The organism is Methylobacterium oryzae, from assembly GCF_021398735.1.
Taxonomy (GTDB): domain Bacteria; phylum Pseudomonadota; class Alphaproteobacteria; order Rhizobiales; family Beijerinckiaceae; genus Methylobacterium.
Genome location: NZ_CP090349.1, coordinates 4012468 through 4038870, shown reverse-complemented (window position 1 = coordinate 4038870; position 26403 = coordinate 4012468). Strand labels below are relative to the sequence as shown.

Sequence of the window (26403 nt, the reverse complement as noted above, 5' to 3'; positions counted from 1 at the left end):
CGCTTCGCCGCGGTGTGGCGCGCGGGTCGCACAGCGCCGCCGCCCGGCGGGCCGTCCGCACATAAGAAGGCCCCGTCCGGATCGGACAGGGCCTCAAGTCGAAGGGAGGAAACGCCCGCCATGGGCGCGAACACCCACGCAATTCACGCGCCAACTCCTGCCAGCACCGAGATTCCCGGCGGGGGCCCGGAAAGACTCCGTTAACCACGTCGTGCTGGATTGTTTCGGTAGCCCTTGCCGACGCCCTCCGAAGGGCCCGGGCCAGATGCTCGGACCGCCGACAGGAGCCGGAGACCATGACCGTCATCAAGCCGCTGGAGACCGGCGAAGCCCGTTCGTCGAAGCCCGTCGCCGATCCGGCGCGCAGAGCCGCGCAGGCCCCGTCCGCCACCCTGATCCCGTTCCCGGGCGCGGAGGTGCGGCGGACCTGCCGGATCCCGCGCTCCGGCGAGCGGCGCGGCGAGATCCTCCTGTTCCTCGGCGTGCGCTACGAGCGCCTCGCGTCCTGAGGACGTCCCCGCGCATGTCCCCCCGGCCGCGCGACACCACCGACGGTTCTCCCATGTCAGCCCCGGATCGCCGGCAGCCCGACCGCGCGCGCACCGCGCTGCGCCTCGCCCCCGCCGGCGCCGCGCTCGCCCTGCTCGCGGCCTGCACCCAGAGCGGCGATTTCGGCCGGCCGCGCACGGGGGTCTGGAACGGGCTCATCGACACGACGGGCAGCTTCAGCACCCGGGATCGCGGGCGCGTCCTGCTCGATTCCGGCCTCACCGACGACGAACTGACCCTGCGCGACCGCGCGTGGCGGTTCGTCGCGCCGGCCAGCAACTTCACGGCCTTCCAGGACACGGTGTTCGGCCTCGCCAGCGCCCACGCGCTCCCGCCGACGTGGCGCTACGAGGAAGTCGGCGCCTATTACGAGGCCCTGACGGAGGAGCCGTCCCGCTCCCCAGTCTCCCGCTACCGGAAGCTCAGCGACGACGTGACCGCCGACGCGCGGCTGATCCCGCTCTTCGTAGCGCTGGCCGCCCGCGTCATCGACGCGGATGCCGCTCGCCTGCGCAGCCTGCCCTTCGCCAAGACCCTCGACGACGCCGCCGTGCGGGATGCCGTCCAGCGGGTCGCCGAGAACCGCTGCCTGATCGCCTGGGTGCGCTTCGAGGCCGGCCTGCGGCTCGCCCGCTACCGGTTCGCGCTGGAGCACCTGTTCGCGGCCGCGCCGGTGCCGGAATCGGTCTCGGCCGAGCGGTCCATCCTGATGCTGGCCGCGCGCCGCAACCTGCTCGACCCGCTCCTGCCGCCGGACGCCGCGGCCCGGTGCGGCCTCGGGCCGCTTCCGCTGCCGCCCCCACCGGTCGCGCAGGCGGAACCGCTGGTGGTCAAATACTGAGCGCTCGAGGCCGCCCGAGGATGAGGGTCGTGCCGCGCGGATGGCCGGAGGCCGGACTCCGCCGGCCCTAGTACTTCAGTCCGGTGTCGCAGAGGACGGTCACGGCGGTCGCGTCGCTGGGGAGGCGCCCGGACGACAGCAGCGCGACCGTCGCCGCGACGTTGGCCGCCGCCGAGTAGCCGACGTGCAGGCCCTCCCGCGTCGCCAGGGCCCGCCGCCACTCCTCGGTCGCCGCGTCGGTCACCGGGATGGACAGGTCCATCAGGCCGGCCGTCCAGTGCGGCGGGACGCTGCCATAGCCGGTGCCCTGGATCAGGTGCCGGTGCTTCGTGACCGGCAATCCGCCGAGGGGCTGACAGCCCGCCGGCTCGACCGCGGCGCAGATCAGGGACGGGTTGCGCGCGCGCAGGGCCGCGGCCACGCCGAGGAAGGTCGCGCCCGTGCCCACGGCCGCCACCCAGGCATCGACCCGGCCGGACGATTGCGCCCAGATCTCCGGTCCGGTCGTGTCGCGATGCGCGCGCACGCCCTCCGGCGCATGGAACTGGTCGATGTAGAAGCCGCCCCGCTCGGTCGCGACGCGCTCCGCCGCATCCGCGGCCGCCCGCACGTCGGCGCCGGTGACCTGCCCCGGGACGCCGTCCACCTGCGGCACCCGCACGACCTCGGCACCGAGCGCCTCGAGCATCCGCACGCGCTGGAGACTGTTCCCGGCCGACATCGTGACCACGAGCGGGTGCCCCAGGGCCGCGCAGGCCACCGCGAGGCCGGCCCCCATGTTGCCGCTGGTCATCTCCACCACGGGCGCCCCCGCGGCGAGGCGGCCGTCCGCGCGCGCGGACAGCAGGATGGCGCGGGCGGCGCGGTCCTTGACGCTGCCGCCGGGCTGCATGAACTCGGCCTTCGCGAGGATGCGGCCCGGACCGGGATGGACGCGGTCGAGGGCGACGCGCGGCGTGTTACCGATCAGATCGAGGGCGGATCGCGTGATCCCGGCGGCCGAGGACGGCATCGTCGCGGCGGCTGCAGTCATCGCGTCGGCGGGGCCGGCGCCGTCATCCGGGAGAACGCGGGGCCGCGGGGGCTCGGCACCGGTCGACCGGCGCCGCGGACCCGTGCGGCGTCCTCGCTCAGCGTCCCGCTCCCTTGCCCGACGCATCCTTGCCCGACGCGTCCTTGCCGGGCGTGTCCTTGCCGGGCGTGTCCTTGCCCGCGGACGCATCGTCCGTCGGCGTGTCGGTGGTGCAGGAGACGGCCTGGACGGCGGCGTTGGCGGCGGGCCTCTGGCTCGGGAGACCGGCGATCACCCGCACCACCACGAAGCCGCGCGCGTCGGGCGCGACGATGCGCACGTCGCGGCTCGGATCGTTCTCATCGTCGTCGGCCAGCGCCTCGTCGTACTGCGCCCGGGTCAGGATCACGAGATCCAGAGCCCCGCGGACCGCGGCCTGATCGGTCACCGCGTAGAACGCCCCGCGGCGGGCATGCGCGGCGAGCGAGAGCGACAGCGGACCAGTGCGGGCCGAGACGCGCATGGGCCCGTCCGCGAGGTTGTAGGCGCAGACGCCCACGGCGACCGCCGGATCCGGGATCGGCAGCCACGCCTCGGGCGGGGAGGGGTCGTCGCCGGTCGCGACCGCGTAGATCGATTGCGGATGGTCCAAGTTCTCGCTGGTGCGGGCGCGCGAGACCGCGTCGGCCTCCGACAGGGCGGGGATCGCCAGGACCGCCGCGATGTGGACGATCCCGGCGAGCACGAGGCCGATCAGCGTGGCGTAGACGAAGCGCAGGCTCACGGGGCGCACCCCACGCGGGTGATGGCCGGCACGGCACTTCGGTCGAGGGACCCGACGCTGGCGGCGACCGGCGTATCGTACAGGCGCAGGGCGAGGCGGACCGGCCCGCTCGCCCGCGGGCTCGGGAGCCAGTTGCCCGGCTGGACATCCGGCGCGAGCGTGATCGTGAAGCGCCCGTCGGCCGTGCGCAGCACTTCCGTGGAGGTGAAGCCCTCGCGCAGCGGCGCGCGGCCGGGTTCGCGCGCGCCGCGCCCGGCGACCGTGACGGTCCAGGCGCGGGCGGGCGGCGTCGCGCCGCCGATCCGGTACGTGCAGGTCGCGTCGAGCGCCTGACCGGAATCATCGACCGCCGCGGTCAGAAGCAGGCCCTCACCGACCGCCAGGGGGATCTCGCCGCGGCGCGCGTTGACGGCGCGGGTGTAGGGATCGGCATTCGCCGCGCCGGCCCGCGGCCACGCGGTCCAGGCTCCGACCTGCACGCCGCCGAACGGGTAGCCGCCGCTCGTGGCCCAGTCGGCGCTGGCGAGTCCCAGGACGGCGCCCAGCGCCAGGGTGTAGGCGGCGAGGCCGGCGATCGAGCTCTTGCGCCAGAGGCGCAGGACGAAGCGCGCAGCGCCGTTGCGTGGGGCGCCGGCGAACACGGAGGTCCGACCGAGCGCCTCGGGGATCGTGAGCTTCATGCGCTCACCGCACCTCGGTGAAGCCGCCGACCGGGCGGGCGCCCTCGGCGACCTCGCGCAGCTGACCCGACGGCGGCGCCGCCGCCCGGTCGCCGGGCTTCCGGCCGGTCCTCGGCGCGCTTCCGGCGCCGGCAGGCGCGTCCGCGGCCGAGCCGGGCGCGCGCTCGACGGTGCGGAACAGGCCGTTCAGGCCGCTGATCACCTCGAAGGAGCGGCGCGAGAGCTTGCCGTAGGCGCTGGCATTGGGATCGGTCGGCGCGGTCGGGCCGCCGGAGGCCTGCTGCTGGGCGGCGCGCGGGCTCTCCTTCAGGCCGGGCAGGCCCTTGATCTCGATGCCCTGGTGGGCCGGCTCCATGACGTCGTGCCAGAGCTGGGCCGGGAGGGAGCCGCCGGTGAGCTTGTTGGTCGAGGTGTGGTCGTCGTTGCCGAACCAGACGGCGCCGACGTAATTGCCGGTGTAGCCGACGAACCACGCGTCCCGGTAGGCGTTCGTCGTGCCGGACTTGCCCGCCACCTTCACGCCCTCGAGCTGGGCCCGCTTGCCGGTGCCCTCCTCGACCACCTTGTTGAGCATGAAGTTCATGTCCGCCACGACCTGGGGCGAGAGAACCCGCTCGGGCGCCTCGTCGGCGTGGCGGTAGATCACCTCGCCGGACGAGTTCTTCACCTCGATGGCCGCGTAGGGCTTGGCGCGGAAGCCGCCGTTGGCGAACACCGCGTAGCCCGCCGCCTGGTCGATGACCGTCACCTCGTCCGAGCCGATCGGCATCGAGACCGTGTCGATCAGGTTCGAGGTGATGCCCATCTTGTGGGCGAGTTCCGTGATCTTCGCGCGGCCCGCCTTGGCGGCCTTGGCCTCATGGCTGATGCCCATCGCCTTGCCGAGGGCGATGGAGATCTTGATCGGGATCGTGTTGATCGACTTCGCCACCGCGAGCCACATCGGAACCCGGCCGGCATAGGAGCGGCCGTAATTCTGCGGGCACCAGTTGCCGATGCAGACGGGGCTGTCGACCACCGTCGTGTCGGGCTTGAACAGCCCGGAGGCGAGCGCGGCCGAGTAGACGTAGGGCTTGAACGAGGAGCCGGGCTGGCGCAGCGCGTCGGTGGCGCGGTTGAACTGGCTCTCGCCGTAATCCGCGCCGCCCACCATGGCGCGCAGCGCCCCGTCGGGATCGAGGATCACCATGGCGGCCTCGTCCACGTCGTAGGCGTCGCCGGATTTGCGCAGGATGTCGGCCACCGCCTCGTCGGCCCGCTTCTGGATCGCGAGGTCCAGCGGCGTCTTCACGGTCAGCACGCGGTCGTTGCGCAGCTTGCCCGCGTCGGCCATCGCCTTGATCTCGCCGAAGGCCCAGTCGAGGTAGTAGTCGGCGGTGATGTCGCGGGTGCGGGTCACCGGCGTCGCCGGGTTTCGGAGCGCCGTCTGGATCTGGCCCTCGGTGACGAAGCCCGCCTCCACCATGTTGTGCAACACGTCCGCCGCCCGGGCGCGGGCCGCCGGCAGGTTGACGTGCGGGGCGTACTTGGTCGGCGCCTTGAACAGGCCCGCCAGCATGGCGGCCTCCGCGAGGCTGATGTCCTTGAGCGGCTTGCCGAAATAGTAGTCCGCCGCCGCCACCGCGCCGAAGGTGCCGCCGCCCATGTAGGCGCGGTCGAGGTAGAGCTTCAGGATCTCGTTCTTGGTGAGATGGCTCTCGAGCCACAGGGCCAGGAAGGCCTCGTTGACCTTCCGCTCCAGCGAGCGCTCGTTCGTCAGGAACAGGTTCTTGGCGAGCTGCTGGGTGATCGAGGACCCGCCCTGCGTCCCGCTGCCGCCGCGGGAATTGTTCACCAGCGCCCGCAGCGTGCCGATCGGGTCGATGCCCCAGTGCTCGTAGAAGCGCCGGTCCTCGGTGGAGACCAGCGCCTTGATCATGATGTCGGGAAAGTCGTCGAGCTTCAGCGAGTCGTCGTGCTTGATCCCGCGCCGCCCGACCTCGGTGCCGTAGCGGTCGAGGAAGGTGACGGCCAGATCCTGCTGCTTCAGCCAGTTCTCGCTGGTGAGCTGGAAGGCGGGCTGCGCCAGCGCGAGCATCAGGATGGCGCCGCCGGTCCCGATCGTCACTCCCTCGCTCGTCAGGTCGAGGGCGACGCGCTTCCAGCCGCGCACCGCGAAGCGGCTCATGACGCGCTGGAAGCGCTCGTAGGCCTGACCCGTGGACTGGCCGCCGTCGTACAGGCTCGCGTTGACCCAGGCGTCGAAGGCGAGGGCGGCGCGTTCGAGGCGGACCTTGATCTCGGTGAACGTCGGCAGGCGCACGATGTCGAACCCGGCTTGTCGAGCGCCTCTGCGGCGGAACCTGGCGGCGGATGGTCGGGCGCCCGCGCCGCGGACACGAACCCTGCCGGCGCCACCGCACGGCATCCGACGTCCATAGCAGGATCCGGAACCGGCGGCGAGGCTCTGCGCAGTCTCGTGATTCGCCGCGGACGAGCTTGGCCGTAACGCACGACGGGGCGATCCGGTCGCATGGCAATCGCAGGGCGGCCGTCGGCGACACTCGGCTGCCACGCTTGCAGCGGTGCTGCGCCTCGGGCAGAGAGGCGGCTTCCCATCCGAGAGACTTTCCCGATGCCCAAGCCCGAGGCGCCGCGCCGCGGGGCGGTCGAGCCGTTCTGGCGGACCAAGACGCTCGAAGCCATGACCCCGTCCGAGTGGGAGAGCCTGTGCGACGGCTGCGGCCGGTGCTGCCTGATGAAGCTCGAGGACGAGGATACCGGCGAGGTCCATCACACCGATATCGGGTGCACCCTGCTCGACGGCCTCACCTGCCGGTGCCGCGACTACGCGCGGCGGCAGAAGCGGGTGCCCGACTGCGTGCGCCTGACGCCGGAGGCGGTGCGGTCGATCGCCTGGCTGCCGCCGACCTGCGCGTACCGGCTCGTGCGCGACGGGCAGCCGCTCTACCCGTGGCACCCCCTGGTCTCCGGCCGGGCCGCGAGCGTGCACGAGGCGGGCATCTCGGTCCGCGGCCGGCTCGCCGGCAACGAGGAGGAATTCTCGGAGGACGAGTTGCCGGACCGGATCGTGGCTTGGCCGGGCCTCGATCCCGGCGCGGTGTGAAGCGACCGCACCGGACGTCCCCTCGAGCGATCGGCCGAGTTCGCGAGCCTCGGTCGGTACGCCCTAGCCGGCCCCGGCGTGCCGGCCGAGCAGCCGGCCTCCGGCCAATCCGTTCGCCGCGATCACGAGGGCGACCGCCGCCGCGTGGAACAGCAGGTCCGTGGCGGTGGCGTCGTGCGGGTGGACCGGCATCAGCAGCGCCGCCGCCGCCGCCGCCACCGCCAGCCCCCCGAGGGCGGCCGTGAGGTTCGGCCGCAGCGGGCAGGCGCGCCGCAGCATCACGACGATCAGCAGGGACAGCGGCACCGAGACGCAGATCAGGAAGCTGAAGCAGCCCGTGATCGCGTGCTCGCCGGGCAGGTCGGCCCCCGGCGCGATCCAGTCGCGCAGGCAGCCCAGGCCGCTCGCCCCGACCCAGAGGGCGAGGGGCGGCAGCGGCAGCAGCGCCCAGCGGCCGGACCGTCCCGGCACGCTGGTGGCGAAGGCCGCGTAGGCGGCCGTGATCGCCGTCAGTACGGCGCCCACCGCCGCGAGGGCCAGATCCGGCACATGCATGCGCAGCATGAAGCCGCCGGTCCCGACCCAGGCGGCGAGGACCACGCCGATCAGAAGCGTCACGCCGAGCCAGAGGGCCGCGCGGGCCTCCGGGGCCGGCAGCGGCCGCACGGGTTCGAGCCCGACCGCGAGTTCCTCGACCAGCCGCTCGTGGCGGGACAGGTCGCCGCCGGCCCAGTTGCTCCCCTCTCCGGGCATCACTCCCGCTCCTGCGTCAGGCTGGCCCGGAGCGCCTTCAGCGCCCGGTGCAGGTTCACCTTGAGGGCCCCCTTGCTGCGGCCGGTGAGGGCGGCGGTCTCGTCGAGCGACAGCTCGCGCAGGCCCAGGTGCTCGACCGCCTGCCGCTGGCCGTCGGGCAGGGCCGCCACCGCCCTGGCCAGGGCGGCGGCCCGGTCCCGCGCCTCCAGCCCGTGGCCGGGGGCCGGCCCCGGATCGACCTCCGCCTCGTAGGCCAGCGGGTCGTTGACCTCCCGCGGGCGCCGCCCGGCGCGGCGCAGCCGGTCGATCGCCCGCCGCTGGGTGATGGCGCGCAGCCAGGGCAGGAACGGCCGGGCCGGATCGTAGCTCGCCCGAGCCCGGTGGACGGTCATCAGCGCGTCCTGCACGACGTCGTCCACCGCCTCGCCGCGCACGCCCTGCGCCCGCGCGATCGCCGAGACCACGGGCAGACAGGCCTTCAGCAGCGCGCGATAGGCGGCCGCGTCGCCGCCCTGGGCCGCCGCCATCAGGGTCGCCAGTTCCTGTTCGAGCGCCATCCGGGCTCCGCCGTCGTTCCGTCCCCCGGCACGCGGCGTGTCTACCCCACGGTCCGATCCCGACGCCAGCACCCAGCCGCGCGCGGGCATCCCGCCCGGGACGGCGAAGATCATCGCACGGCCTCCCGGACCGTCGCGGCGTGCGACGTTGCGGGAGACGCGGCGAGGCGCGCGGCGCCCAGGATCCGCCCGTCCTCGGACTGGAGCAGCAGGGCCGCCGTCTCGCCCTCGGGACGCGCCGACGCGAAGGTCGCGGCGGAGCCGGACCAGCGCCCGAGGTCGCGCACCGACCGGACGATGTTGGCCTGCTCGATGGTGCGCCCGGCATTCTCGCCGCGCAGCACGCGGGTGGTGTGGCTCGGATCGTACCCGATCAGGAGGACGCGGCCCGCGGCGCCGCCGGCCCCGGCACCGATCTGCGCGACGACCTGCTCGCCGTCGCGGGCCAGCGTCACGGGAATGCCGGGCCCGGCCTGCCGGGCGCGCGCGATCGCGGCGCGCAGGCCGGCCTCGTCGGAGCCGACCAGCCCGACCTGCCCGTCGATCACCGCCTGCGGCGTGTAGGTGGGTCCGCCGAGACGGGCCGCGTAGGCCTCCTGGCGGGCGGCGGCGGCCGGCAGGGCGTAGCGATCGCGCCAGTCGAGATGGTTCCAGTAGGTGACGTGGAACGCGAGCGGCAGGACATCGCCCTGCGCCCCCGCCGGCTCGCGGGCGAGGCGGCCGATCAGCGCCTCCGCGGGCGGGCAGGAGGAGCAGCTCTGCGAGGTGAACAGCTCGACGACGACGGGGCGCTCCGCCGCGTCGGCCGGGTAGAGGCTGCCGCACAGCAGGGCGGCGGCGATCAAGAGGGCAGGGCGCATGGCCGGAACTCCCGCACGCCGGCGGTTCGGACCCGGCGTACCGGCTCCTTCGGCGGCGGCGCGGCGGCGGTTACACCGGCGGCGCGAGCTCGAAGGCGTCGACGTCGCGCAGCAGGGCGACGAAGGCCCGGGCGCCGTGGTCGAGCGCCGCGCGGCCCGCCTCGGCCGTGCCGAGCCGCGCGTCGCCCATGGCGCCCGAAGCCTGGAGATCGCCGGCCTTCCACGCGAAGGCGGCGGGGCGGCCGGCGCGCAGGTGGGTGAAGTCGCGGATCATCGACAGCGTGCGCGGCGGGAAATCCGCGACCCGGTCCGTCCGGACGAGGTCCGGCCGCAGGGCCAGCATCAGCGCCGTCTCGATGCCGCCGGCGTGGATGCCGTGGGCGATCTCGTCCGCCGGGAACAGACCCTCGGGATAGCCGAGCCGCGCCCAGGATGTCGTGACCGCGACCATGCCGAACCGGGCGCGCAGCTCACCCGCCACGAGATCGATGAGCGCGCTGTTGCCGCCGTGGCTCGTGACGATCACCAGCTTGCGGCAGCCGGCGCGGTGGACGGCCGCGCCGATGCCCGTCCAGGCGGACAGCGCCGTTCCGGTCTCCAGGGAGAGCGTGCCGGGAAACGCGTCGTGCTCGTCGGACTTGCCCACCGGCTGGACCGGCAGCAGCAGCACGTCGAGATCCGCCGGCACGCCGTCGCGCACCCGGGCGAGGTAGCCCTCGGCGATCACGGTGTCGGTCGCGAGGGGGAGGTGGGGACCGTGCTGCTCGACGGCGGCCACCGGCAGGACGGCGATCGCGCGACCTATGTCCCGTTGGGTGAAGTCTTCGGTGGTCAGCTCGGACCAGAACTGCGCCGTCATCTCTGCCGCGGCCTCCGCCCGCCCCGCATGCGGCGGGTCCGGAAGGCGATCTAGCCGGCAGGCCGGCGCCGAGTCGACCGTCGCGCCGGCGATCCTTCCTCAGGCAACCGGTCCCGCGCCGGCCCGGATCGCGTCAGGCGAACAGCGCGTCGATGTCGTCCTGGGAAGGCGTGGCGTCCACGGCCTGCGGGCCGTTCAGCATGAGGTCCTCGGCCCGGGTCCGCCGGGCACGCTCGGCGGGATCCATGGAGGCCGCGTCGCGGGCCTTCACGGCGCCGACGAAGCGGGCGAGGCGCTGCTCGAACAGGCGCAGCGATTCGACCACCTTGGCGATCCGCTGGCCGGTGATGTCCTGGAACGCGCAGGCCTCGAAGATCGTGTTGATGCGCTCCTCGACCGCGTCGCGGTAGCCCGGCCCGTCGGGCAGGCCGAGCATCGCCTCGGCGGCCTCCATGATGGTGTTGGTGGCGCCGGCGGTCGCCTCCACGACGCTGCCGAGCTCCTCGTGCGCCATGGGGATCCGGTCGCGACTCATCTCGTTCGCGCGCAGCGCCCCGATCTCCTCGCGGAGATGGGCGATGTAATCCGCGATCTCGATCAGCTCGGAGATCACGGTCTGCGGCTCGCGAAGCCGCAGATCGGTCTGCCGTGCGGCGGCTGACGACATGCTCTCCTCCTCGGATCTGTGGCCGTCCTCGCCGGCCGCGCCACGACTCGGCGTCCGGCGGCGCGGGAGCGATCCGTCCGGACGCGCGGTGGTCGAAGACGGGAGGCCGGTCAGCTGCCGCAGACCGCCTCGATCTTCGACTTCAGCGTGGCCGCGTTGAAGGGCTTGACGATGTAGTTGTTCACGCCGGCCTTCTTGGCCGCGATCACGTTCTCGGTCTTCGATTCGGCCGTCACCATGATGAACGGCGTCGTCCGAAGATTTTCGTCGGCGCGCACGTGACGCAGCAGCTCGTAGCCGGTCATCGGCTCCATGTTCCAGTCGGAGATAACCAGCCCGTACTTGCGACCTTTCAGTCGTGCGAGCGCCTCGGTCCCGTCGGAAGCGTCGTCGACCTCCTCGAAGCCGAGCTGCTTCAGTAGATTGCGAATAATGCGGACCATCGTCTGGTAATCGTCGACAACGAGGATCGGCATGCTCAGGTCGAGAGCCATCGAACAACTGCTCCGTATTGCCCGGCGGGAAGCCGCGGCGGCTCCCGGATAGATTAACGCTTCGCTAACGCTGCAATTTAGCTGCGCTGCACAGCATTTCAAATAGGGCATGCGCATTGCGAAGCCGTTAATCGGCGCGGGCGGCGCATGGCCGCCCGCGCGGCGTCGCCTCGCTTGACCCTCCGGGCGCCTTTCGGCAGGGTCCGGCCGCGTCGGGCCCCTCGCGGACATGTCAGGCGACCCTATCCGACCCTTCCGAGCACTCGACCCGAACCGATGGCCACAGGCGACGACACGGCCGCGCGACCCTTCACGATCTGCCGCGCCGACGCCCCCGTCCCGCCGGCCCTGGCCGGGGCCGTGGCGGCGATCGGCAACTTCGACGGCGTCCATCTCGGGCACCGGATGCTCGTCGACAGCGTGCGCGCCGCCGCCCGCGCGGCCGGCCGGCCGTCCGCGATCCTGACCTTCGAGCCGCACCCGCGGGCCTACTTCACGCCGGACGCGCCGATGTTCCGGCTGACCGGCCTCGCCGCCAAGGAGATCGTGTTCGCGCATCTCGGCCTCGACGGGCTGATCGTGCGCCGCTTCGACGGGGCTCTGGCGGAGACCGGCGCCCGCGCCTTCGTGCTCGACTTCCTGAAGCGGTCGCTGGGCCTGTCCGGCGTGGTCGTCGGACACGATTTCCACTTCGGCCGCGGCCGCGAGGGCACGCCCGCGATCCTGGCCGACCTCTGCCGGGAGGCGGGGATGAGCTGCCGCATCGTGGCGCCGGTCGCCCTCGGCGGCGAGACCGAGCCGGTCTCCTCCAGCGCGATCCGCGCGGCCCTCGCGGCCGGCGACGTCGCCCGCGCCAACGCGCTGCTCGGCTACCGCTGGTTCGTCCTCGGCGCGGTCCGCCACGGCGACAAGCGCGGCCGCCAGCTGGGTTTCCCCACCGCCAACGTGATGCTGCCCGATTGCGGGCTCGCGCACGGCATCTACGCGGTGCGGGTCCGCCTGGCCTCGGGCGCGTTCCGCGACGGCGTGGCGAGCTACGGCCGCCGCCCGACCTTCGACGACGGCGCACCGTTGCTGGAGACCTACCTGTTCGACTTCTCCGGCGATCTCTACGGGCAGGACATCGCCGTGGAGTTCGTCGGGTACATCCGCGGCGAGGAGCGGTTCGCCAGCGCCGAGGCGCTGGTCGAGCGGATGCATGTCGACGCGGCCGCGGCCCGGACCATGCTGGCGCGGGATGAGACCCCGTCGATGCTGACCTGAGCCCCGCGGGCATCGCGGCGCGCGCGGATCGTGTAGAAGGCACCATCGAGCAGGAGGCGGACGTGCTGGGTCGTTACGAGCGCGCGAACAACGGCGAGGCGGTCGTCGAGTACGGCGACGGCACCATGCGGGTGGTCAAGCCCGGCAGCTTCGTGCGCTGCGCGGTGACCGGCGAGCCGATCCCGCTGGACGCCCTGCGCTACTGGAGCGCCGCCCGCCAGGAGGCCTACGTCTCCCCCGAGGCGATCCTCAGGCGGCTCAAGGAAACCGGCCGCCCCTGACGGTCACGGCGCGCCGAGCGCGCCGCGGATCTGCCGGCGCAGGGCGGCCGCGTCGTCGAGCGCGAGGCGGACGCGCAGCACCCGCACGCCTGCCGCGAAAGCCGGCGGCAGGCGTACCGCGTCCTTCTCGGTGGTGACGAGCGCGGCGTCGAGGCGCCGGGCCGCCTCGGAAAGCGCCGCCAGCTCGCGCGCCCGGTAAGGATGATGGTCGGGGTAGGGGCGCGTCCCGACGATCACCGCCCCCGCCTCGGCCAGGGTCGCGAAGAACTTCTCCGGGCGGCCGATCCCCGCGAAGGCGAGGCAACGGCGGCCGGCCAGATCGTCCGTCTCCGGGACGAGGCGCGCCCTGTGGACCGGCAGGCCGCGCCGCGCGGCCGCCCGGGCGACCGCGGCGCCCCCGGCCCCGTCGCCGATCACGATCAGGCCGCCGACATGCGGCCATTGCCGGGCGAGCGGCGCGCGCAGCGGCCCCGCCGGGAACGGCAAGCCGTTGCCGAGACCGGCGGGACCGTCGACCACCGCGAGGCTGAGGTCCTTCGCGAGGCTCGGGTTCTGCAAGCCGTCATCCATCACGACGACGTCGGCGCCGAGGCTCCGGCACAGGGCGGCCCCGGCCGGGCGGTCGCGGGCGACGATCGCGGGCGCGAGGCGGGCGAGGAGCAGCGGCTCGTCGCCGACATCGGCGGCGGCGTGGTGCGCGGGATCGACCCGCACCGGACCCGCGAGCCGGCCGCCGTAGCCGCGCGACAGGAAGGCCGGCGCGGCGCCGAGTTCGGCGACGAGGCCCGCGACCGCCAGGGCGGCCGGCGTCTTGCCGGCACCGCCGAGGGTGAAGTTGCCCAGGCACAGGACCGGACAGCCGGCCCGCGCGCCGGGGCGATCCATCCGCCGCGCCACGAGCGCCCCGTAGGCCGCGCCGACCGGCGCCAGGACGCGCGCGGCCGGATGATCCGGCCCCGCGGCCCAGAAGGCCGGCGGTCGCATCAGGCCCGCGCGAGCGGGCGCGCGGGGCTGCCGCGATCGAGGCGCTGGAGCTTCATCTGCGCCACGAACGGGTCGAGGACCGCGAGCGTGCGCGCCACCGCCCCCTCGAACGGCTCCAGGGCACGCTGCCCGGCGCGGGCCATGTCGGCGAGGCGCTCCCGGTCGCCGAGGAGCTCGGCGGCGACCGCCGCCAGCTCGACGCCGTCGCGCACCGGCATGGCGCCGCCGGCGCGGTCGAGGGCGTGGTAGATCACGCCGAAATTCTCGGTGTGCGGCCCGTGAAGCACCGCCGAGTCGAGCCGCAGTGGCTCGATCGGGTTCTGGCCGCCCCGCGGAACCAGGGAGCCGCCGAGGAACACCAGGGGGCTGAGGCGGTAGAACAAGCCCAGCTCGCCGATCGTGTCGGCGACGTAGACCTCGGTCGAGGGATGGGGCCGCCCGCCGGTGGACCGCAGCGCGCTGCGCAGGCCGACGGCGTTCGCGCAGGCGACGGCCTCGCCCCCCCGGGCCGGGTGACGCGGGGCGATGATGGTCAGGAGCTGGGGGAACTGCGCCTTGAGCATCGCGTGCGCGTAGGCGACCATGGCCTCCTCGCCGGAATGCGTGCTTGCCGCGACCCAGACCGGCCGGCCGGCCACCATGGATCCCAGATAGGCGAGCTGCTGCGCGTCGGCCGGCGGCACCGAGGCGTCGAATTTCAGGTTGCCGGCGATGCTCACCCGCGGCGCGCCGAGCTTGGCGAAGCGCTCGCCGTCCTCCTGGGTCTGCGTGAGGCAGATCGCGATCCGCGCCAGGAGCGCCTTCGCGGTGCGCGGGCAGCGCTCCCAGCCCCGGAACGAGCGCTCCGACATGCGCCCGTTGACCAGGATCAGCGGGATCTCGCGCTCGTCGAGCGCCAGGATCGTGTTCGGCCAGATCTCCGACTCGGCGATCACCGCGAGGTCCGGCTGCCAGTGGGCGAGGAACCGTCCGACCCAGCGCGGCGCGTCCAGGGGCATGTACTGATGCACCGCGCCCGGAGGCAGCCGGACGCCGACCAGCTCGGCGGCCGCGCGCGTGCCGGTGGTGACGAGGACCGAGAAGCCGCGGGCGATCATGCCCTCGACGAGCCCGATCAGCGACAGGGCTTCGCCGACGCTGGCGCCGTGCATCCAGGCGAGCGGCCCGACCGGCCGGGCCCGGCCCGGCAGGCCCCGCCGCTCCGGGAGCCGGCGCGGATCCTCCTTGCCGCGCTGCGCGCGCCACGCGAGCAGGCCCGTCAGCGCCGGCTCGCCGATGCGCAGGCCGGCTCGGTAGGCCTGTAGCGGCAGGGTCACGGAGGGGCGCCTCACGCGAGGTCTCCCACCGGCGCCTGGCCGATCTCGGGGACCTGGTCGCGGTAGAGCGCCGCCCGGTCGGAGCGCCCGACGAGCGCGTAGGCACGGGCGTGGACCCGGTTCATCTCGGCCTCGACGAAGCGGCGGAGCGTCTCGAATGCCTCGCCCTCGCAGTCCCGCGGGACGTAGATCGGGTCGCCCAGCACGATCGCGCCGCGGCCGAAGGGCAGCCCGAGGCAGGCCCGGTCCCACGAATTGAAGCGCAGGTGCCGGCTCGTCACCACGGCCGCCGGGACGATCGGCCGGCCGGAGAAGCGCGCGAGGGTGAGAATTCCGGCATCGCACCGGCGGGAAACCTTCGGCACGTCGGCGCTGAAGGCCACGGATTCGCCGGCCTTCAGCGCCCGCAGCATCGCCCGCAAGCCCTCCGCGCCGCCCTTGGCGCGCTGATCGGTGGCGCGGCCGCGGCCGCGGGCGCCGGAGGCGCGCATCACGCGGACGCCGAAGCGCTCCAGCGCGATGGTGTTGATGTTCCCGTCCGGGTTCCGCGAGATGATCGTCGCCACGCGGTCGCCCGGTCGGCGCAGGAGCGGCATCATGATGTGCTGGCCGTGCCACATGCCGAGGATCAGCGGCGTGCGCGCGTCGATCCACCCGTCCGCCGCGCCCGCGGACGCCTCGCCCGCGTGGATCTCGAAGCGATTGGTGAGGCGCACGAGCCGCAGATAGGCCGCCGCGAGACGGCCGAGGAGGCGCTGCACAGGGGGCTTACGGAGGAGACGCTTACCGAGGCTCATGTCACGCTTGGGGCGGGCCGGCGTGCCGCCGCCCGATCAGGTCCGGATCGAATTCGACCGCGCATGGTCTAGCTCCCGCTCCGGAGACGAGACAATCGGCCTCGTCCACAACCACACGGTTAGGCCGCCGGGATCGGCGGGCGTTCCGACGCCGCGGATGCTCCCGCGGCGCGGCGAAAACACGGCAGCGGGCCTTGTTTAGATCAATTCCAGACTATAGATTGGAATGGATCCAAAGAAGGAGATTCGCATGGCCGCCGCCCTCGACAGCGCCGCCGACCTGCACGCCGAGGCGCGCCGCGCCTTCGTGCTGCGCTACGTGCAGCCCGGCCTCGCCGGCCTGATCGACGGCTCGGTCTCGACCCTCGCGCCGATCTTCGCGGCGGCCTTCGCCACCGGTCACAACGGCGCGACCTTCCTGGTGGGGCTCGCGGCCTCGGTCGGGGCCGGCATCAGCATGGGGTTCACCGAGGCCCTGTCGGACGACGGCGCCGTCACCGGCCGCGGCGATCCGTGGCTGCGCGGCCTAGTCTGCGGGGCGATGACCACGCTGGGCGGCCTCGGCCACACGCTGCCCTACGCGATCCCCGACACGCTGCCGGCCGGCTGGCCGAACCCGTTCGTCCTGGCCACGAGCCTCGCGGTTCTGGTGGTGATCGTGGAACTCGCGGTCATCGCGGCGATCCGCACGCGCTTCATGGCGACGCCGTTCTGGCGCGCGGCCCTGCAGATCATGCTCGGCGGCGCGCTGGTGCTGGTGGTCGGGATGCTGATCGGAAGCGCTTGACGGGACGCGCCGCGCCCGCGATGCGGGGCGCCTTTCCCCGTGTCGAGGGTGACCACCGGCGTTGACCTTCCGCCTCGCCCATCTCAGCGATCCGCATGTCGGGCCCCTCGGGCCGGTGCGCCTCCGCCAGCTCCTCGGCAAGCGCGCCACCGGCTACGCCAACTGGCGGCGGGGGCGCTCGCGCAGCCACGATATGACCGTGCTGGAGGCCCTGGTCACCGATCTGAAGGCGCAGGAGGCCGCGCACGTCGCCTGCACGGGCGACCTGTGCAACATCGGCCTGCCCAGCGAGTGGGAGACCGCCCGCACCTTCCTGGAAGCCCTCGGATCCCCCGAAGCGGTGAGCTTCGTGCCGGGCAACCACGACGCCTATGTCCGCGGCTCCCTGGAAGGCCTGCTCGCCGCCTGCGGCCGATACACGGGGGACGATTCGGGCTCCTGGGGCCACTTCCCGTACCTGCGGCGCCGCGGCCCGCTGGCCCTGGTCGGCCTGTCCAGCGCGATCCCGACGAAGCCCTTCGTGGCGACCGGCCGCCTCGGCGCGGCGCAGCTCGCCGCGGCCGAGACCCTGCTCCGCGCCCTGGCCACCGAGCCCGGTCGGCCGTTCCGTGTGGTGATGATCCACCATCCGCCGCAGCCCGGCGGCGCCTCACCGGGGCGCGAGCTCAAGGACGCGGCGGCGTTCACCGCGATGATCGGGCGAGCCGGCGCGGACCTGATCCTGCACGGTCACAATCACGTCACCAGCACCGCCCGGATCGCGGGGCCGGACGGGCGGACCGTCCCGGTCATCGGAGCTCCCTCCGCCTCGGCGCGCGCGGACGGTCATGGCGCGATCGCGTCGCGCCGGGCCTCCTACCTGCTGTTCGAGATCGGCCGGGCGGACCAGGGGTTCTCGGTCACGGCCCGTCGGCGGGGCCTCGACGCGTCGGGCACCGTGGGCGATCTCGGCACGCTCGACCTCGGCGCGCCGGGCGGAGCCTGAGGGCGTGAGCCGGCACGGCCGTCGTGACGGCGGCGCCGGCCCAATGATCGGCAACGATGCGGTTCAGATGCCGGCGACCGCGAGGTCGGCGCGCTGCTGTCGGCTGAGACTTGCTTCGTAGCGCTCGGCCTGGAGGCGGGTGAGACCGCATATCAACGCGAGTGTCCCGCGATACACGGTATAGGTGCCGTCGTGAGTCGGCCTGACGCGAATCACCTCTGCCATGGGAGCCTGCCTTATGCTGGAGGTTGCCTGCTTTTGTCTGAGGAAATCGTCCCTTCTCGCTGGATTGGCCGGTCGAACGCGCGAACGAGGGCGAGGTTATCAGTCGTTCCAAAGGTGGCAAGGGTCGTATACGTCGAAATGCTTAGGTCCTTCTGCTGCAATGCGGCAAAGCCTTGGCCGGCCTCGCGATCCGCGGGTGCGCAAAAAAGCGGCCGCCGTCTTGCATTTTGAATATGCTGCGCGGGCTGGCCGGGAGCCGCCCGGGCGGTGCGAATCGTAGGATGGATCCCGCCCGTCCGGGCGCGAAAGGACACCCCATGCAGCTCTGGCGTCTGACGGCGACCGACCTCGCGGCCCTGATCCGCTCCGGCCAGGTCTCGGCCCGGGAGGTGGCGCGGGACGCCCTCGACCGGCTCGACGCGGTCAACGGGCGGATCAACGCCGTGGTCGAGCACCGGCCCGAGGACGTGCTGGCGCAGGCGGACGCGGTGGACGCCGCCCGGGCGCGCGGCGAGGCCCCCGGTCCGCTGGCGGGCGTGCCGGTCACCGTCAAGGTCAACGCCGACCAGCGCGGCTTCGCGACGACGAACGGCCTGCGCCTCCAGCGCGATCTCGTGGCCACGGACGACAATCCCGTCGTCGCCAACCTGCGCCGGGCCGGCGCCGTGCTGCTCGGGCGGACCAACACCCCGGCCTTCTCGCTGCGCTGGTTCACCACGAACCAGCTCCACGGCGACACCAAGAATCCCCGCGACCCGGCGCTGACGCCCGGCGGCTCCTCCGGGGGCGCCGGCGCCGCGGTGGCGGCCGGGATCGGGGCGATCGCGCACGGCACCGACATCGCCGGCTCGGTGCGCTACCCGGCCTATGCCTGCGGGGTGCACGGGCTGCGCCCGAGCCTAGGCCGGATCCCGGCCTGGAACGCGTCCTCGCCCGAGCGCGGCATCGGTCCCCAGCTGATGGCGGTCTCCGGCCCGCTCGCCCGCAGCATCGCCGACGTGCGCCTCGGCCTCGAGGTCATGGCGGCGCCCGACCCGCGCGACCCGTGGTGGGTGCCGGCACCGCTCGAGGGACCGCCCGTCGCGCGCGAGGTCGCGCTCTGCGTGCGGCCCGGGGGGCTCGCCACCGCACCGGAGGTCGAGGCCGCCCTGCGCGAGGCCGCGCGGCGCCTGAGCGAGGCCGGGTGGGCGGTCACGGAGATCGCCGACACCCCGCCGATCCGGGAGGCGTGCGAGCTGCAGCTCCAGCTCTGGCTCGGCGACGGCTACGCGGCGGTCCGGGCCGCGGCCGAGCGGGAGGGGGATCCGGCGGCGATCGGCCTCTTGGAGAGCTTCCGGCCGCGGGCCGAGGCGATGGCGCCCGACGCCATCGCGCGGGCGCTGACGCGGCGCGCGACGCTGGCGCGGGACTGGGCGCTGTTCCTGGCCGAGAACCCCGTGCTGCTGGTCCCGGTCTCGGGGGAGTTGCCCTTCCCGGACGGGCTCGACCGCACCGGCGATGCCGGGATCGCCCGGGCCTTCGAGGCGAACCTGCTGCAGGTCGGGCTGGCGCCGATCGGCGTCCCGGCGCTCACGGTGACGACGGGCCTCGTCGGGCGGACACCCGTCGGCGTGCAGCTGGTCGCCGCCCGCTACCGGGAAGACCTCTGCCTCGCGGCCGGCGCGGCGATCGAGGCCGGCGGCGTGCCGGAGATGCCGGTCGACTCGGCCTGAGGCGCAACCGCGTCCGCCGGAACCGAACCGTCGCCGCCGCGCCTTCTGCAACCATTGGTTGCAGAAGGCGCGGCATGTCGATGATCGCCACCGGCGGGTGCCTCGGAAGGACCCTGCTCTGTCTCCTGACCGCGTCGTCGGGACCGCTCCTCGCCCTGGCGGGCTTCTTCGGCGGCGGCACGGCCGGGGGCCTGCTGGGCGCACTGGCGGTCGCGGCCCTCGGCCGGGGTCGCGCCTGATCGCGGTGCGGCCGGCCTCAGGGCCGGCCGGCGGCGCCGAGGTTGGCGAGCAGGGCCGCGAAGAGCCGGGCCCGCTGCGGCAGGGTCTCGATCAGCACGTGCTCCTCCAGGGTGTGGTAGCCCTGGCCCAGCGGTCCGAGCCCGTCGAGGGTCGGGACGCCGTTGGCGCCGGTGAAGTTGCCGTCCGAGCCGCCGCCGGCGCTGCGATGGGGCAGGGGCTGGCCGAGCGCCTCGCTCAGCGCACGCGCCTGCTCGTAGAGCGCCATGCAGCCGGCATCCGGCTCCCAGACCGGCCGGGTCACGCCGCGGGTCACGGTGAAGCGGACGCCGTCCTCCTCGCCCGACAGGGCCAGCATCCGCTCGACGCCGCGGTCGAGGTCGGCCTGGCGCTTGGCCATGCTGAGCGCCTGCCCGCGGCAGACGGTGGGAACGCAGTTCACCCACTGCCCGCCCGAGACGATCCCGGTCGAGACGGTGCAGTCGGCATCCGACAGCGCGTCGATGGCGAGGATCTTCCGCGCCATCGCGCGGATCGCCGAGCGCCCCTCGTGAGGCGAGGCGCCGGCGTGGCTCGGGCGGCCCAGGGCCTCGAGGTCGAAGCGGGCGATGGCGTAGCGGCCGGTGACGACCCCGTTCTCGGGCTGGCCGGGTTCGGGCACCAGCACGACGGCGTGGCGGGCGGCCTCCGCCTCGATCAGGTCGCGGGTGGAGGGGCTGCCGACCTCCTCGTCGCCGGTGAACAGGACGGTCACCGGCAGCGGCGTCTCGATCCCGGCCGCCGCCAGGGCGCGGATCGCCGCGAGCGCGATGACGTTGCCGCCCTTCATGTCGAGGATGCCGGGACCGTAGGCGCGGTCGCCCTCGATCCGCCACGGCAGGCTGCCGAGGGTGCCGACCGGATGCACCGTGTCGAGGTGGCCGAGCACCAGGATGCCGGGCGCGTCGCGCTCCCGGTGCGGGAACCGGGCGCGGACGCAGTCGCTCAGGCCCATGCGGCCCGGGATCGTCTCGACGGTCGCCCCGAGAAGCGCGAGGTCGCGGGCGGCGACGCCCATCATGCGATTGACCGCCGCCGCGTCGTGGGTGGGGCTCTCGCACAGCACCCAGGGCTGCAGGGTCGCGAGGATCTCGCGCGCGTCGAAGGACAGGTCCGGGATCATCGGGCGTTCTCCTCGGCGAACGGATCGGCGACGCGCGGCCAGTAGAGGCCGGACCGCTTGGTGTAGGGGATCGCGCCGTAATCCGGCGGGACGGCGCCGGGCGCCGCGACGTAGCGGACCTCGCTCGCGATCGGCGCGAAGGCGGCGTAGAAGTGCTGCATCGACTTCACCACGACGATCCGCTTGTCGTCGAGGCTCAGGCCGAGGCCCGTGAACGCGTCGGGCGCGAAGGCCTGCTGGCGCTTGTGGGTCAGCACCACGTGGATCCCGTCCGCCTCCACCCAGGCCGCGGGGCCGAGTTGGGCCCGGCCGCCGCTGAGGCCGGTCTGGCTGTGGTCGTCCGACAGGCCGCGGACCGTGACGCGCAGGTCCACCGGGTTCCCGGAGGTCACGCCGCACTTGCCGCCGATCCGGAGGGTGAAGGTCGCCCCGAGGCCGGCCTCGTGGCAGATGCCGACCGCGCCGGGATCCCAGATCAGGCCGAGCGCCACGTCCGCGATGCCCCGCTCGGCGAGGCGGGCGAGGATCGCGGTGTTGTCGGAGGGTGCGCCCGCGCCGGCATTGTCGGCGAAGTCGGCGAGCACCATCGGGCGCGGGTCGCCGGAGGCGAGCGCCCGGTCGATGGCCGCGTCGATCGTGTCGCAGTGGCTCGCCGCCTCCTCGCGCATCGCCCAGACGGCGCCGGCCAGCTCGTCGGCCAGCGCCTGCGCCCTGGCGGCATCGCCGTCGGCCACGACCAGCATCTTGGCGCCGACGTCGGCCACGTCGCCCCAGGGGAAGCCGTGCCCGAAGGAGACCGACAGGATGCCGTCGCGCCCCTCCAGCGCCTCCATGCGGCGAACGAAGCCCGCGACCGGCTCGCGACTGGTGCGCCACATGTTGACGATCCGGCAGTCGGCGTAGGCCATCACCGGCCGGATCTCCTTCGCCACGGTCCGGACGACCAGGGGGTACAGGTCGCGGGCGCGGTCGACGATGTCGGTGTGGGGGTATTCCTTGTAGATCACGATGACGTCTGCGCTGGCCCGCATCGTCTCGGTGAGGTGGCAGTGGAGGTCGAGCTCGACGCCGATCGTGGCCTCCGGCCCCACGATGGCGCGGACCCGCTCCAGGGTGTCGCCCTCGCAGTCGTCGTACCCCTCGGCCACCATGGCCCCGTGCATGAACAGCAGCACCGCGTCGACCGGCATCGCGGCCTCCAGATCCGCCAGCAGGGCGTCGCGCAGCTCCTCGTAGACGGCGCGCAGGGTGATCCCGCCGGGCTGCGCGAAGGTCGAGAGGCTCTCGACGACGGTGTGCCCGTCCGCCTCGGCCAGCGCGCGCCAGGCCTTGAGGCCGATATTGCTGAGGCTCGGCGTGTTCCGGCTGCCGTCCCGGCGGGCGTAGTCGGCGTGGAACGCCGACCGTCCGGTGGGCAGCGGCGCGAAGGTGTTGGTCTCGGTGGCGAGGCCGGCGATGAAGATCTTCAAGGTCCTGTCCCAATCCGTCCCGGCCGCCGGGTCAGGCGGGGCTCGGGGTCAGCGTGATGACCGTCTCGGTCGCCGCGTCCACGGCCGCGCGGCCGTAGAGCATCGGCACGTAGTCCTGGCGCCCCCAGACCGGGGCCAGGTCGGCGTAGTGCGGACTGCCCGGGTCCCCCGACTGGCCCGGCACGTTGATGAAGACCGAGCGGTCCCAGTCCCCCACGTCCACGACCATGCGGAACGAGGCGCCGTGGGTGAGCCGGAACGTGTCGGTCCGGTACTCCGCGTGCATGACCGATGCCGCGGCACCGCCCACGGGCAGCGGGCCGACGTCCCAGCCGGATCCGGGCGCCAGGGCCGTCAGCGGGTGCGCGAACAGCGCGTGGTGCAGGCGGCCCCAGGACCAGCCCGCCGCATCGGCGCCCATCCGCTCCCGGCAGGTGCGAAGGCCGGCGCCGAGGGCGTCGGTGAGCAGGGACGCGCGGGTCGCCGGGTCGAGACCGGTCTCCAGCCGCTCGATCAGGCTCTGCGTGTCGCCGGGCGGGAGGAGGCGGCGTGTCCCGGCATCGGGCACGAGCGCCGCGACCAGGGCCGGGCGGAGGTGCCGCACCCAGACCACCTCGATGAGGGCGGCCGCCGCGGAGCCGTGGTGCAGCGCGCCGTCGAACGCGGCCAGCAGGGCCTGGGCCGCGGCGGCGTCGGGATCGTCCGCCGCCGGCAGGGCGCGCATCAGGTCGGCCAGCCGCCGGGCCGGCTCGGAGACCACGTCGCCCTGGAGCGCCCGCGAATCCGCGAGGCTGTGCCGGTCCTGCCCGCCGAGGACCGCCCGGATGCGGCGGGCGCGCCAGGGCTCGGCCCACTCGAACCCGACCCTCCGGTCCTCCGCGGGATAGTCCGGCGGCAGGTTCATCTCGTTGGCGGTGGCGAGCCAGCCCGCTTCCGGATCGACGCTTCGAGGCAGGGCGGCGGGATCGTGGAAGCCGGCCCAGTCGTAGCGGCCGTCGCCCGGCGCCGGCAGCAACCCGTCGTGGCCGGGCCGCACCGGCGCCTTGCCGGCCATGAACCACGCGATCCGCCCCGACGCGTCGGCGTAGAGCTGGTTCACCGAGGGCGCCGACCAGTGGCGCAGGGCCTCGCCGAAGCCCTCGGGCGTCGTGGCGCCGAGATAGGCGAGGCTGCCGAGATAGGCGGCAGCGCCGGGCTCCGACCAGACGGTCCGCAGCGCGAAGGCGCGGCCCCTCTCCTCGCGGAGGACCGGCCCGTGCCGGGTGAAGCCGAGGATCACGGTCTCGTCCGGGCCGCCGCGCACCGGGATCCGCTCGGCGACGCGCGCGATCCGCTCCCAGCCGTCGCCGGAGCGGTAGCGGTCGGGATCGGCCGAGTCGGTCGCGCAGACGAACAGGTCCTCCTGATCGATCGGCGCGATCGTGAGGCTGAAGGCGGCGTGGCCGTTATGACCGATGGAGATGCCGGGCAGGGCCGGCTCGCCGGCCCCGATGACGTCGAGCCCCGGCGCGGTCAGGTGGACGGCGTAGCGCAGCGAGGGCTGCAGGTAGACCCGGTGCGGGTCGCTCGCGAGGATCGGCCGGCCGGTAGCGGTGCGGGACGGCCCGACCACCCAGTTGTTCGATCCCTCGGCCGGCTCCTTCGCCGCGCCGCGGGGGCCGCGCGTGACGGTTCCGTGCGCGTCCACCTTCGACCAGTCCCAGGCCTCGGCGCGCGTCGCCGCCATCCGGTCCGGGTCGAACCCCACCGTCGCCGTGGCCAGCCTGAAGGCGTCGAGGAGGTCGTCCGGCCAGTCGACGGCGTCGAGCCCGTCCGGGACGAAAGGCTCGTGCGGCGGGCTGATCCGCTTGCGCAGGTCGTCGACGGCGAGCCCGTCCGCCGGGCTCCGGCCCCGGGCGAGCACCCGCGCGCGGGCGACCTCGGAGAGGACGTTGCGGATCAGCGCGTGGCTGCGGATGCGCACCACGTCTTCCGGCTGCCACGGGGCCGGGCGCGTGTCCGTCACGGCGAATTCCGGCGGGCGCAGGTCGGGCCGCGACTCGGTGAGGGCGACGTAGGCGTTGATCCCCGCCACGAAGGCGGTGACGATCGCCCGCGTGTCCTGCGGCCCGTAGGCCGCCCACTCGGCCGCCATGTCGCCGCGGTAGAGGAACAGCCGGGCGGCCCGGTCCTGGGCTAGGTAGCCGGGTCCGAAATCCGCCGCCAGCAGGCCGAGGCCGCGCTTGCGCCAGAGGTCGAGCTGCCAGAGCCGGTCCCGGGCGGCGTTGAACCCCTGCGCGCGGAACGCGTCGAGCGCGGTGCCGGCGCGGATATGCGCCAGCCCCCAGCGGTCGACGCGGATCTCCGCCGGCCCGTCGAGGCCGGGGAGGGCGTAGGCCGTCCCGCTCACAGAGCCACTTCGATGAGGTGCGGCCCCTTGCTGGCCAGCGCGTTCTGGAACGCCTCGATGAAGTCCGGCAGGGTCTCGACCCGCCGCCCCGCGACGCCGAAGCCGCGGGCGAGGCTCACCCAGTCGATGGCCGGATCGTCGAGGCTGAGCATGCCCAGCGCCTTCGGACCGGGATTGAGCGCGCCGACATTGGTGAGCTCCGCCCGCAGGATCGCGTAGGAGCGGTTCGACCAGACGAGCGTCACCACGTCGAGGTGCTCGCGGGCCTGGGTCCAGAGCGCCTGCACCGTGTAGAGCCCGCTGCCGTCGGCCTGCAGGTTGATGACCTTGCGGTCGGGGCAGGCCACCGCGGCGCCGGTCGCCATCGGGATGCCCAGCCCGATCGAGCCGCCGCTGAGCTGGAGCCAGGTGTGGGGCGCGGCATCCCGGGTCAGGGCGAAGAAGTTGCGGCCCGTGGTGATCGACTCGTCGCAGATCACCGCGCCCTCGGGGATCAGCGCGCCGAGCACCTGCCCGATCGTGTCCTGGTCGAGGGGACCGGAGGTCGGGAGCTTCGGCCGCGGCCCGACGGCGACCGGCTCGGCCGGCGGGGCCGCGACGGCCTCGGCGAGCCGCTCGAGGGCGTCGATCTGGTCCTCCTCGGGCGTGGCCAGCGTGATCGTGGTGCTGCCCTCCGGCGCCAGGAGGCTCGGCTTGCCCGGGTAGGCGAAGAAGCCCACCGGCGGCGTCGCGCCGATCAGGATGATGTGGCGGAAGCCCTTCAGGGCGTCGATGCCCTGGTCGATCGGGTAGGGGAGGCGCTCGATCGGCACGGTGCCGGCGCCGCGATCGATCCGGGCGTTGGAGGTCATCGCCATCAGCCGGGCGCCGGTCTTGCGGGCGATCCGATCGGCGATGACCCGGCCCTCGCCCCGCACGGCCCGGTCGCCGAGATGCAGGAGCACCGGCTCGCCGCTCTGGAGAGCCTTCACGGCCGCCGCGATTGCGTCGTCGCCGGCCCGCGCCCGCTCGTGGATCGGCGGCACCGGCGCGGGGCCGGCGCCGGGATCCCAGGCGGTGTTGGCCGGCAGGATCAGGGTCGCGACCTGTCCCGGGGCGGTCCGGGCTGCCGCGATGGCGGCGGCGCCGTCGGAGCCGATCTCGGTCGCGCTCATGCCGGTCCGCACCCAGGAGGACATCGGATGGGCCAGCCCCTCGATGTCCGAGGTGAGCGGCGCGTTGTACTCGCGGTGGTAGGTGGCGTGCTCACCGACGATGTTGACGACGGGGGTGCGCGCCTTCTTGGCGTTGTGGAGGTTGGCCAGCCCGTTGGCGAGCCCGGGCCCGAGATGGAGCAGGGTCGAGGCCGGCTTGTCGGCCATACGGGCGTACCCGTCGGCGGCGCCGGTCGCCCCGCCCTCGAACAGGAACAGGACGCAGCGCATGCCCTCGACCCGGTCGAGGGCGGCGACGAAGTGCATCTCGGAGGTGCCGGGATTGGTGAAGCAGACCTCGACCCCGCCCTCCACGAGGGTCCGGACCAAGCTCTCGGCCCCGTTCATGGCGCGCGGCGTCTCGTCGGTCACGGGCGTCTCCTTCGGGGGCCGGCCGTCCGGGCTGGCGACTCGCATTTTTTATTATCGTGGCGCAGCGGG

At 73.9% G+C, this 26403-nt stretch carries 26 protein-coding genes and 1 pseudogene; 9 read left to right on the top strand and 18 right to left on the bottom strand.

From position 1 onward, the window contains the following. Positions 1-296: 296 nt before the first annotated feature. The gene (locus LXM90_RS19245; RefSeq protein ID WP_020093682.1) at positions 297-509 is read left to right on the top strand and encodes a hypothetical protein; all 213 of its coding nucleotides are present in this window, start codon (positions 297-299) and stop codon (positions 507-509) included. Between the two features lie 53 nt (positions 510-562). Beyond that, positions 563-1390, top strand: coding sequence for a hypothetical protein (locus tag LXM90_RS19240; RefSeq protein WP_020093683.1), 828 nt, complete (start codon positions 563-565; stop codon positions 1388-1390). A gap of 67 nt (positions 1391-1457) precedes the next feature. Here LXM90_RS19240 and LXM90_RS19235 read toward each other — a convergent pair whose 3' ends face one another. The 4 genes from LXM90_RS19235 to LXM90_RS19220 all read right to left on the bottom strand — a co-directional run bounded on the left by LXM90_RS19235 (position 1458) and on the right by LXM90_RS19220 (position 6168). Then, positions 1458-2423: a PLP-dependent cysteine synthase family protein gene (locus tag LXM90_RS19235; protein WP_020093684.1), complete on the bottom strand. Its 966-nt coding sequence runs from the start codon at positions 2421-2423 to the stop codon at positions 1458-1460. A 97-nt stretch (positions 2424-2520) separates the two neighbouring features. Then, the gene (locus LXM90_RS19230) at positions 2521-3195 is read right to left on the bottom strand and encodes a hypothetical protein (RefSeq protein WP_020093685.1); all 675 of its coding nucleotides are present in this window, start codon (positions 3193-3195) and stop codon (positions 2521-2523) included. Further along, positions 3183-3866 carry a DUF1214 domain-containing protein gene (locus LXM90_RS19225; protein ID WP_020093686.1) on the bottom strand — a complete coding sequence of 228 codons (684 nt, stop codon included), beginning with the start codon at positions 3864-3866 and terminating at the stop codon, positions 3183-3185. Before LXM90_RS19225 ends, LXM90_RS19230 begins: the two co-directional genes overlap by 13 nt. Positions 3867-3870: 4 nt before the next feature. Continuing rightward, positions 3871-6168 (bottom strand): transglycosylase domain-containing protein, encoded by a 2298-nt coding sequence (locus LXM90_RS19220; protein ID WP_020093687.1) that lies wholly within the window; start codon positions 6166-6168, stop codon positions 3871-3873. A gap of 312 nt (positions 6169-6480) precedes the next feature. Between LXM90_RS19220 and LXM90_RS19215 the strand changes: the two genes are divergently transcribed. Next, complete coding sequence (locus LXM90_RS19215; RefSeq protein WP_020093688.1) at positions 6481-6972, top strand: YcgN family cysteine cluster protein; 492 nt, start codon at positions 6481-6483, stop codon at positions 6970-6972. A 63-nt stretch (positions 6973-7035) separates the two neighbouring features. On the opposite strand, the gene LXM90_RS19210 is transcribed toward LXM90_RS19215, so the two are convergent. From LXM90_RS19210 to LXM90_RS19185, 6 genes are all read right to left on the bottom strand, one after another. Then, positions 7036-7725, bottom strand: coding sequence for an NrsF family protein (locus LXM90_RS19210; RefSeq protein ID WP_020093689.1), 690 nt, complete (start codon positions 7723-7725; stop codon positions 7036-7038). Beyond that, on the bottom strand, positions 7725-8282 hold the full coding sequence (locus LXM90_RS19205) for a sigma-70 family RNA polymerase sigma factor (protein ID WP_020093690.1): 558 nt from the start codon (positions 8280-8282) through the stop codon (positions 7725-7727). Before LXM90_RS19205 ends, LXM90_RS19210 begins: the two co-directional genes overlap by 1 nt. A gap of 110 nt (positions 8283-8392) precedes the next feature. Then, a complete protein-coding gene (locus LXM90_RS19200; protein ID WP_020093691.1) occupies positions 8393-9142 on the bottom strand; it encodes a DUF1223 domain-containing protein in 750 nt (249 codons plus the stop codon). A gap of 70 nt (positions 9143-9212) precedes the next feature. Continuing rightward, on the bottom strand, positions 9213-10001 hold the full coding sequence (locus LXM90_RS19195) for a creatininase family protein (protein WP_020093692.1): 789 nt from the start codon (positions 9999-10001) through the stop codon (positions 9213-9215). 133 nt (positions 10002-10134) lie between these two features. Next, a complete protein-coding gene (locus LXM90_RS19190; protein ID WP_020093693.1) occupies positions 10135-10668 on the bottom strand; it encodes a protein phosphatase CheZ in 534 nt (177 codons plus the stop codon). 110 nt (positions 10669-10778) lie between these two features. Further along, positions 10779-11162 (bottom strand): response regulator, encoded by a 384-nt coding sequence (locus tag LXM90_RS19185; protein ID WP_012317888.1) that lies wholly within the window; start codon positions 11160-11162, stop codon positions 10779-10781. Positions 11163-11438: 276 nt separating this feature from the next. On the opposite strand from LXM90_RS19185, the gene LXM90_RS19180 reads away from it, so the two are divergent. Next, positions 11439-12425, top strand: coding sequence for a bifunctional riboflavin kinase/FAD synthetase (locus tag LXM90_RS19180; RefSeq protein ID WP_020093694.1), 987 nt, complete (start codon positions 11439-11441; stop codon positions 12423-12425). Positions 12426-12487: 62 nt separating this feature from the next. Further along, a complete protein-coding gene (locus tag LXM90_RS19175; protein WP_020093695.1) occupies positions 12488-12706 on the top strand; it encodes a DUF2093 domain-containing protein in 219 nt (72 codons plus the stop codon). Positions 12707-12709: 3 nt separating this feature from the next. On the opposite strand, the gene lpxK is transcribed toward LXM90_RS19175, so the two are convergent. Genes lpxK through LXM90_RS19160 form a run of 3 tightly spaced genes read right to left on the bottom strand, consistent with a single transcriptional unit; the run spans position 12710 to position 15803 of the window. Next, positions 12710-13690 (bottom strand): tetraacyldisaccharide 4'-kinase, encoded by a 981-nt coding sequence (gene lpxK / locus LXM90_RS19170; protein WP_020093696.1) that lies wholly within the window; start codon positions 13688-13690, stop codon positions 12710-12712. Next, positions 13690-15021 (bottom strand): 3-deoxy-D-manno-octulosonic acid transferase, encoded by a 1332-nt coding sequence (locus tag LXM90_RS19165; RefSeq protein WP_026605012.1) that lies wholly within the window; start codon positions 15019-15021, stop codon positions 13690-13692. The genes lpxK and LXM90_RS19165 overlap by 1 nt, the downstream gene beginning before the upstream one ends. After that, a complete protein-coding gene (locus LXM90_RS19160) occupies positions 15018-15803 on the bottom strand; it encodes a lysophospholipid acyltransferase family protein (RefSeq protein WP_026605013.1) in 786 nt (261 codons plus the stop codon). Before LXM90_RS19160 ends, LXM90_RS19165 begins: the two co-directional genes overlap by 4 nt. A 271-nt stretch (positions 15804-16074) precedes the next feature. Between LXM90_RS19160 and LXM90_RS19155 the strand changes: the two are divergent. Next, positions 16075-16590 (top strand): annotated as a pseudogene (locus LXM90_RS19155) (VIT family protein); the annotation flags it as partial. 61 nt (positions 16591-16651) lie between these two features. Further along, positions 16652-17575 (top strand): metallophosphoesterase family protein, encoded by a 924-nt coding sequence (locus LXM90_RS19150; RefSeq protein WP_020093700.1) that lies wholly within the window; start codon positions 16652-16654, stop codon positions 17573-17575. 63 nt (positions 17576-17638) lie between these two features. Here LXM90_RS19150 and LXM90_RS19145 read toward each other — a convergent pair whose 3' ends face one another. Then, entirely contained in the window at positions 17639-17800 is a 162-nt protein-coding gene (locus LXM90_RS19145; protein ID WP_012317896.1) for a hypothetical protein, read from the bottom strand. 317 nt (positions 17801-18117) lie between these two features. Here LXM90_RS19145 and LXM90_RS19140 point away from each other — a divergent pair, with 317 nt between their 5' ends. Both LXM90_RS19140 and LXM90_RS19135 read left to right on the top strand, forming a co-directional pair. Then, positions 18118-19512, top strand: coding sequence for an amidase family protein (locus LXM90_RS19140; protein ID WP_020093701.1), 1395 nt, complete (start codon positions 18118-18120; stop codon positions 19510-19512). Positions 19513-19586: 74 nt separating this feature from the next. Further along, positions 19587-19751, top strand: coding sequence for a hypothetical protein (locus tag LXM90_RS19135; RefSeq protein ID WP_020093702.1), 165 nt, complete (start codon positions 19587-19589; stop codon positions 19749-19751). Between the two features lie 17 nt (positions 19752-19768). Here LXM90_RS19135 and LXM90_RS19130 read toward each other — a convergent pair whose 3' ends face one another. The 4 genes from LXM90_RS19130 to LXM90_RS19115 are packed head-to-tail and all read right to left on the bottom strand — an operon-like array spanning position 19769 to position 26310. Then, the gene (locus LXM90_RS19130) at positions 19769-20911 is read right to left on the bottom strand and encodes a M20/M25/M40 family metallo-hydrolase (protein ID WP_020093703.1); all 1143 of its coding nucleotides are present in this window, start codon (positions 20909-20911) and stop codon (positions 19769-19771) included. Next, positions 20908-22380 (bottom strand): M81 family metallopeptidase, encoded by a 1473-nt coding sequence (locus tag LXM90_RS19125; protein ID WP_020093704.1) that lies wholly within the window; start codon positions 22378-22380, stop codon positions 20908-20910. Before LXM90_RS19125 ends, LXM90_RS19130 begins: the two co-directional genes overlap by 4 nt. Before the next feature lie 31 nt (positions 22381-22411). Then, complete coding sequence (locus LXM90_RS19120) at positions 22412-24769, bottom strand: penicillin acylase family protein (RefSeq protein ID WP_020093705.1); 2358 nt, start codon at positions 24767-24769, stop codon at positions 22412-22414. Beyond that, positions 24766-26310 carry an acetolactate synthase large subunit gene (locus LXM90_RS19115; RefSeq protein WP_026605014.1) on the bottom strand — a complete coding sequence of 515 codons (1545 nt, stop codon included), beginning with the start codon at positions 26308-26310 and terminating at the stop codon, positions 24766-24768. Before LXM90_RS19115 ends, LXM90_RS19120 begins: the two co-directional genes overlap by 4 nt. Positions 26311-26403 lie beyond the last annotated feature (93 nt).

What these genes read in the sequence shown, in the direction of transcription:
- LXM90_RS19245 (WP_020093682.1), top strand. Translation starts at nt 297, where the DNA reads ATGACCGTCATCAAGCCGCTGGAGACCGGCGAAGCCCGTTCGTCGAAG.
- LXM90_RS19240 (WP_020093683.1), top strand. Translation starts at nt 563, where the DNA reads ATGTCAGCCCCGGATCGCCGGCAGCCCGACCGCGCGCGCACCGCGCTG.
- LXM90_RS19235 (WP_020093684.1), bottom strand. Translation starts at nt 2,423, where the DNA reads ATGACTGCAGCCGCCGCGACGATGCCGTCCTCGGCCGCCGGGATCACG.
- LXM90_RS19225 (WP_020093686.1), bottom strand. Translation starts at nt 3,866, where the DNA reads ATGAAGCTCACGATCCCCGAGGCGCTCGGTCGGACCTCCGTGTTCGCC.
- LXM90_RS19215 (WP_020093688.1), top strand. Translation starts at nt 6,481, where the DNA reads ATGCCCAAGCCCGAGGCGCCGCGCCGCGGGGCGGTCGAGCCGTTCTGG.
- LXM90_RS19210 (WP_020093689.1), bottom strand. Translation starts at nt 7,725, where the DNA reads ATGCCCGGAGAGGGGAGCAACTGGGCCGGCGGCGACCTGTCCCGCCAC.
- LXM90_RS19205 (WP_020093690.1), bottom strand. Translation starts at nt 8,282, where the DNA reads ATGGCGCTCGAACAGGAACTGGCGACCCTGATGGCGGCGGCCCAGGGC.
- LXM90_RS19200 (WP_020093691.1), bottom strand. Translation starts at nt 9,142, where the DNA reads ATGCGCCCTGCCCTCTTGATCGCCGCCGCCCTGCTGTGCGGCAGCCTC.
- LXM90_RS19195 (WP_020093692.1), bottom strand. Translation starts at nt 10,001, where the DNA reads ATGACGGCGCAGTTCTGGTCCGAGCTGACCACCGAAGACTTCACCCAA.
- LXM90_RS19190 (WP_020093693.1), bottom strand. Translation starts at nt 10,668, where the DNA reads ATGTCGTCAGCCGCCGCACGGCAGACCGATCTGCGGCTTCGCGAGCCG.
- LXM90_RS19185 (WP_012317888.1), bottom strand. Translation starts at nt 11,162, where the DNA reads ATGGCTCTCGACCTGAGCATGCCGATCCTCGTTGTCGACGATTACCAG.
- LXM90_RS19180 (WP_020093694.1), top strand. Translation starts at nt 11,439, where the DNA reads ATGGCCACAGGCGACGACACGGCCGCGCGACCCTTCACGATCTGCCGC.
- lpxK (WP_020093696.1), bottom strand. Translation starts at nt 13,690, where the DNA reads ATGCGACCGCCGGCCTTCTGGGCCGCGGGGCCGGATCATCCGGCCGCG.
- LXM90_RS19160 (WP_026605013.1), bottom strand. Translation starts at nt 15,803, where the DNA reads ATGAGCCTCGGTAAGCGTCTCCTCCGTAAGCCCCCTGTGCAGCGCCTC.
- LXM90_RS19145 (WP_012317896.1), bottom strand. Translation starts at nt 17,800, where the DNA reads ATGGCAGAGGTGATTCGCGTCAGGCCGACTCACGACGGCACCTATACC.
- LXM90_RS19140 (WP_020093701.1), top strand. Translation starts at nt 18,118, where the DNA reads ATGCAGCTCTGGCGTCTGACGGCGACCGACCTCGCGGCCCTGATCCGC.
- LXM90_RS19135 (WP_020093702.1), top strand. Translation starts at nt 19,587, where the DNA reads ATGTCGATGATCGCCACCGGCGGGTGCCTCGGAAGGACCCTGCTCTGT.
- LXM90_RS19130 (WP_020093703.1), bottom strand. Translation starts at nt 20,911, where the DNA reads ATGATCCCGGACCTGTCCTTCGACGCGCGCGAGATCCTCGCGACCCTG.
- LXM90_RS19115 (WP_026605014.1), bottom strand. Translation starts at nt 26,310, where the DNA reads ATGAACGGGGCCGAGAGCTTGGTCCGGACCCTCGTGGAGGGCGGGGTC.